The sequence below is a fragment of the Sporomusa sp. genome, assembly GCF_057736855.1.
The window spans coordinates 1-3,682 of sequence record NZ_JBYKYF010000301.1 but is presented as its reverse complement, the minus strand read 5'-3'; the positions used below and the strand labels follow the sequence as shown (position 1 = coordinate 3,682).

The 3,682-nt window shown below is 45.2% G+C and carries 11 protein-coding genes; all 11 read left to right on the top strand.

Going from position 1 to position 3,682, the window contains the following annotated elements; translation table 11 throughout:
- On the top strand, positions 1-579 hold a 579-nt coding region (locus AC29Z1_RS15080), incomplete at its 5' end, for a DnaD domain protein (RefSeq protein ID WP_488272278.1).
- The gene (locus AC29Z1_RS15075) at positions 467-1,171 is read left to right on the top strand and encodes an ATP-binding protein (protein WP_488272277.1); all 705 of its coding nucleotides are present in this window, start codon (positions 467-469) and stop codon (positions 1,169-1,171) included. The genes AC29Z1_RS15080 and AC29Z1_RS15075, both read left to right, overlap by 113 nt.
- Complete coding sequence (locus AC29Z1_RS15070) at positions 1,168-1,314, top strand: hypothetical protein (RefSeq protein WP_488272276.1); 147 nt, start codon at positions 1,168-1,170, stop codon at positions 1,312-1,314. Before AC29Z1_RS15075 ends, AC29Z1_RS15070 begins: the two co-directional genes overlap by 4 nt.
- Positions 1,311-1,550 (top strand): hypothetical protein, encoded by a 240-nt coding sequence (locus tag AC29Z1_RS15065; protein WP_488272275.1) that lies wholly within the window; start codon positions 1,311-1,313, stop codon positions 1,548-1,550. Before AC29Z1_RS15070 ends, AC29Z1_RS15065 begins: the two co-directional genes overlap by 4 nt.
- Positions 1,547-1,819 (top strand): pyrophosphohydrolase domain-containing protein, encoded by a 273-nt coding sequence (locus AC29Z1_RS15060; protein WP_488272274.1) that lies wholly within the window; start codon positions 1,547-1,549, stop codon positions 1,817-1,819. Before AC29Z1_RS15065 ends, AC29Z1_RS15060 begins: the two co-directional genes overlap by 4 nt.
- Positions 1,816-2,211 carry a single-stranded DNA-binding protein gene (locus tag AC29Z1_RS15055; protein ID WP_488272273.1) on the top strand — a complete coding sequence of 132 codons (396 nt, stop codon included), beginning with the start codon at positions 1,816-1,818 and terminating at the stop codon, positions 2,209-2,211. The genes AC29Z1_RS15060 and AC29Z1_RS15055 overlap by 4 nt, the downstream gene beginning before the upstream one ends.
- Positions 2,212-2,295: 84 nt before the next feature.
- Positions 2,296-2,673 (top strand): DUF1064 domain-containing protein, encoded by a 378-nt coding sequence (locus AC29Z1_RS15050; protein ID WP_488272279.1) that lies wholly within the window; start codon positions 2,296-2,298, stop codon positions 2,671-2,673.
- 24 nt (positions 2,674-2,697) lie between these two features.
- On the top strand, positions 2,698-3,006 hold the full coding sequence (locus AC29Z1_RS15045; protein WP_488272272.1) for a hypothetical protein: 309 nt from the start codon (positions 2,698-2,700) through the stop codon (positions 3,004-3,006).
- 2 nt (positions 3,007-3,008) lie between these two features.
- Positions 3,009-3,251, top strand: a complete 243-nt coding sequence (locus tag AC29Z1_RS15040) for a hypothetical protein (protein ID WP_488272271.1) — start codon at positions 3,009-3,011, stop codon at positions 3,249-3,251.
- Positions 3,252-3,254: 3 nt separating this feature from the next.
- Positions 3,255-3,404, top strand: a complete 150-nt coding sequence (locus tag AC29Z1_RS15035; RefSeq protein WP_488272270.1) for a hypothetical protein — start codon at positions 3,255-3,257, stop codon at positions 3,402-3,404.
- A gap of 17 nt (positions 3,405-3,421) precedes the next feature.
- The coding region (locus tag AC29Z1_RS15030; RefSeq protein WP_488272269.1) for a hypothetical protein at positions 3,422-3,682 on the top strand (261 nt) is incomplete at its 3' end.

Sequence of the window (3,682 nt, the reverse complement as noted above, 5' to 3'; positions counted from 1 at the left end):
ACCTTTATAAGACACCGCAATTTATTAAAACAACATGGGTTAATTGACTTTCAGTCCGGTAAAAAGGGTCAACCCACACGGTATAAATTAATCCCTATTTATGAAAACACTGGGTTAAACCCAGTGAATAATCCAGTGATTATGCCAGTGAATAATCCAGTAGAAATGCCAGTGAAAACGCCAGACATATATAAACTAAAACAGAAACAGATAGATATAGCTGTTGTTATTAGCGCGCCGGATGCGGACAAGGTACTTGCCTCGTACCAAAACAATATCGGGGTAATCAATGACATATCCGCGAAAAAACTTGATATGCTGACGGAGAAGTATTCTGCCGAATGGGTGTTGGCAGCTATTGAGGAAGCGGTGTCAAGCAATGCGCGAAAACTAAGTTTTATAGAATCTGTATTGCATAACTGGGGAGTTAACGGTTTTAAAGTAAAACCATGGGAGGTTGATAAGTATGGGAGAGGGGATAAACCCAGCCATAGCAGCAGTGGTAAACAAGGCCAGAGAGGCGGCAGAAGTAGCCCGGCAAAACCAGTTGATTGGGAAAACGAACCTAACACCCTCTGATGAACAGGATAAATGGTATAACGAACTTGAAAAGCGCGGTATTTATCGTCGGTATTGGAATTGCTCATTTGAGGAATTAGAGCAAAGGGGAATACCAGTACAAGTGCAAAGCCAATATGCCCAGGTGAAGCAGTATGTAGCTAATATGCAGGAGAACTGGGACGCTGGCATTGGCATGATACTCAAAGGCCCGGTTGGAACCATGAAAACCAGTATGGCGGTAGCTGTCTTGATTGAGTATTTAAAAGCAGGTCATAGCGGACTGTTCGTGCCGATGGTAAGTATGCTTGATAATATTTTTACCATGAAGGCCAGAAATAAAGACGAATGGCTGGCATATGAGGAACGGATACGGAATACTGGCCTGTTGGTCCTTGATGACCTTGGAGCTGAATACCACCAAGAATGGGTATTGTCAAAAGTTGATGCCATTATCAGTGAGCGGTATAACCGGATGAAACCGATTATTATAACAACAAATTTGACCAACGCGGAGATAAAAGGCAAGTATGCTGAGCGGGTTTACGATAGGTTAAAGAATGTGTCTAAGGTAATTAATTTCAGTGGCGAAAGCTTACGGGAGAGCGCATGATGTGGAAACAATGGCAAGAAGAAATGCTCCTAGAAGCAGACCGGCTTAATGTGCCGTTGTGGGCCATAGCGGCTGAATTTAATAAGTCAGTTCGTGAGGTGCTTGAAAGGCTTGAATACCTGAAATGGAGGAATACGGCATGACCAGAAGCACAGTAGCATACAAAATTGCTGCGGATATAGTCAGGAAAATTGAACATCCGGGAACAGTCATACCAATCGGCAGGACCGGCTATCTCTGTACTGTATGTGGTGAATTTGTGGCCGAGATAACACCGATACATGCAAGACGGTGCGGATTCGTTAATAAGACGGCTATGATACATGCCGGAGTGCTGAAACGGTATGTATGGGGTAAAGAACGGGAGGCGGTAAAGTGATTATAAACTTAGAACCGGTAATAGTACCGGATAACTGGAAACTGATAAATCAGCTTGAAAAATTCCGTGAAGAATCGGCAGAAGTCTTAGAGGCTATGGTTGACGATGATTTAAACCATACCGCTTATGAGCTATGGGACACAATACAGGCTGCTGTTACGATGCTGGACATGTTGGAGAGGCAAGGAATTGATATTCGTAAGCAGTTTAAGTTAGTCAAACGGAATAACAAACTGCGTGGACGATACAAAGAGAAGGTGAGCGCATGAATAAAGTTATCTTGGTTGGCCGCCTAGCCCAAGAACCCGAAGTCCGCTACACTGCCAGCGGCAAGGCCGTCTGCACATTCACCTTGGCTGTAAACCGGTACGTCGGCGGACAAGGGCAGAATACAGCCGACTTTATCCCGATAGTTACCTGGGAAAAGTTGGCCGAAGCCTGCGGAAACAATCTCACCAAAGGGCAACGGGTGCTGGTAGATGGCAAGCTGCAAATACGGACGTATGAGGCTACTGATGGTCAGAAGCGCCGGGTTGCCGAAGTCGTAGCGCAAACCATTGAGTTTTTGGAGCGGAAGCAGCAGAGTGGCAATGGTGAGCCGAGCAGTGTTGACTATTTTGGCAAAGATGTATTTCCGGATGAAGAGATACCTTTTAGCTAAACCCCCTATTGCGCCGAGACTTAGGGGGGAATAAGTCAGGCGAGGTAAGAGAATCCGCTTTAGGGGTGTGATTAAGTGACCAGAATGTCAGTAGCCCAGGCAAGGGCTAAAGGATACTTGGACAAGCCCAAAAAGCACAAGTACGGAGCCATCAGGACTGTTGTTGACGGCATACCGTTTGACAGCCGGAAAGAGGCGGCTAAGTATCAGGAATTGAAAATGCTCAAAATGGCCGGTGAAATCGTTGAGCTTGAACTGCAGCCGGAATTTGTACTGCAAGAGGCATATATCCGGCATGGGAAGCGGATAAACGCTATTGTGTACAGAGCCGACTTTCGGGCTAAGTACAAGGACGGCAGAGTTGTGGTGATGGACACAAAGGGATTCAGGACTAAAGAGTATTTGCTCAAGAAGAAGCTACTGTTGGCGAGGTATCCGGATATTGAGTTTGTGGAGTGCTGAAATGTGATTAGGGAGGGGTAGAGGGTGGATAGAGAGCAAGAAGCAAAGATAATCCGTGAAGAGTGGTTTGATAAGCATATTGCCACATTGACACAGCATGGTAGTTTACAGGTACTAGACTGGCGGGAGCCGGGTACAAATTGCTATTACTGCCGGTATGTTTTTGATGGTTATCGTATGTATGTTTCCGGGGATATCGGCGAAGCCGTTTTTAACCTCACATGGAAAGCTGACGTGCATTCGTTTGATAAGGTCCATCTTGAATATTTCCATGGAAAAATCGCTGCACTACAGTATAACCCGGTTAAGTTTGATGAGAAGGTGGTGGGGTAGGGGTGAAAGATCCTGATATTATCCCGGCTGATGAGCGTTGCAGATTCTGCAAGTGTAAGCGAGCCACTAAATTATGTGATTATCCCGTTGGTTATTGGGTATCACCGCATATGGTAATCAAGCATGGCAAGATAATTACTTGTGACCGGCAAATGTGCGATGATTGCGCCACTAACCTGGGCTACGAAATGGATTTTTGTCCGAAGTGCATGGAAGAGGTAAAGTCACTGAAAAAGGGGGTGTAGGTTATGGGGAAAGCCACTCAAAGAATGATTGACTTTGCACTGGATTTAATTAACCAATTGGGATATGACCCGGATGAATACGATTTTGATAGCATGACCTTTGAACAGGTGCGTGACCTGATTAACGAGCTTAAAGACGAGCGGGGGTATTAATAACTAGGAGTGAGTACATGGGACGCAATCATTCAGACTACGAAAATATCCTAAACCAATTGAACCCTGACGGTAAAATACGGGCCTATCATGTAGCAGCTGCCTTAGAAAAACGGCACACAAACAAACAAAAACAAGACCTGTTTTTTGAACAGGTCAAGACGGGTAGCAGTTATGTTGGTAAGCCGAGAATCTTAGATGCTGTTGCCATTAAACCAAGCTGGACCAGCCCATGTATAACCGGCTATGAAATAAAAGTTGAGCGCAGTGACTTTCTC

Bases quoted from the DNA above. Each gene is read 5' to 3' on its own strand.
- AC29Z1_RS15050 (WP_488272279.1), top strand. From the start codon at position 2,296: ATGTCAGTAGCCCAGGCAAGGGCTAAAGGATACTTGGACAAGCCCAAA.
- AC29Z1_RS15065 (WP_488272275.1), top strand. From the start codon at position 1,311: ATGACCAGAAGCACAGTAGCATACAAAATTGCTGCGGATATAGTCAGG.
- AC29Z1_RS15035 (WP_488272270.1), top strand. From the start codon at position 3,255: ATGGGGAAAGCCACTCAAAGAATGATTGACTTTGCACTGGATTTAATT.
- AC29Z1_RS15055 (WP_488272273.1), top strand. From the start codon at position 1,816: ATGAATAAAGTTATCTTGGTTGGCCGCCTAGCCCAAGAACCCGAAGTC.
- AC29Z1_RS15070 (WP_488272276.1), top strand. From the start codon at position 1,168: ATGATGTGGAAACAATGGCAAGAAGAAATGCTCCTAGAAGCAGACCGG.
- AC29Z1_RS15075 (WP_488272277.1), top strand. From the start codon at position 467: ATGGGAGAGGGGATAAACCCAGCCATAGCAGCAGTGGTAAACAAGGCC.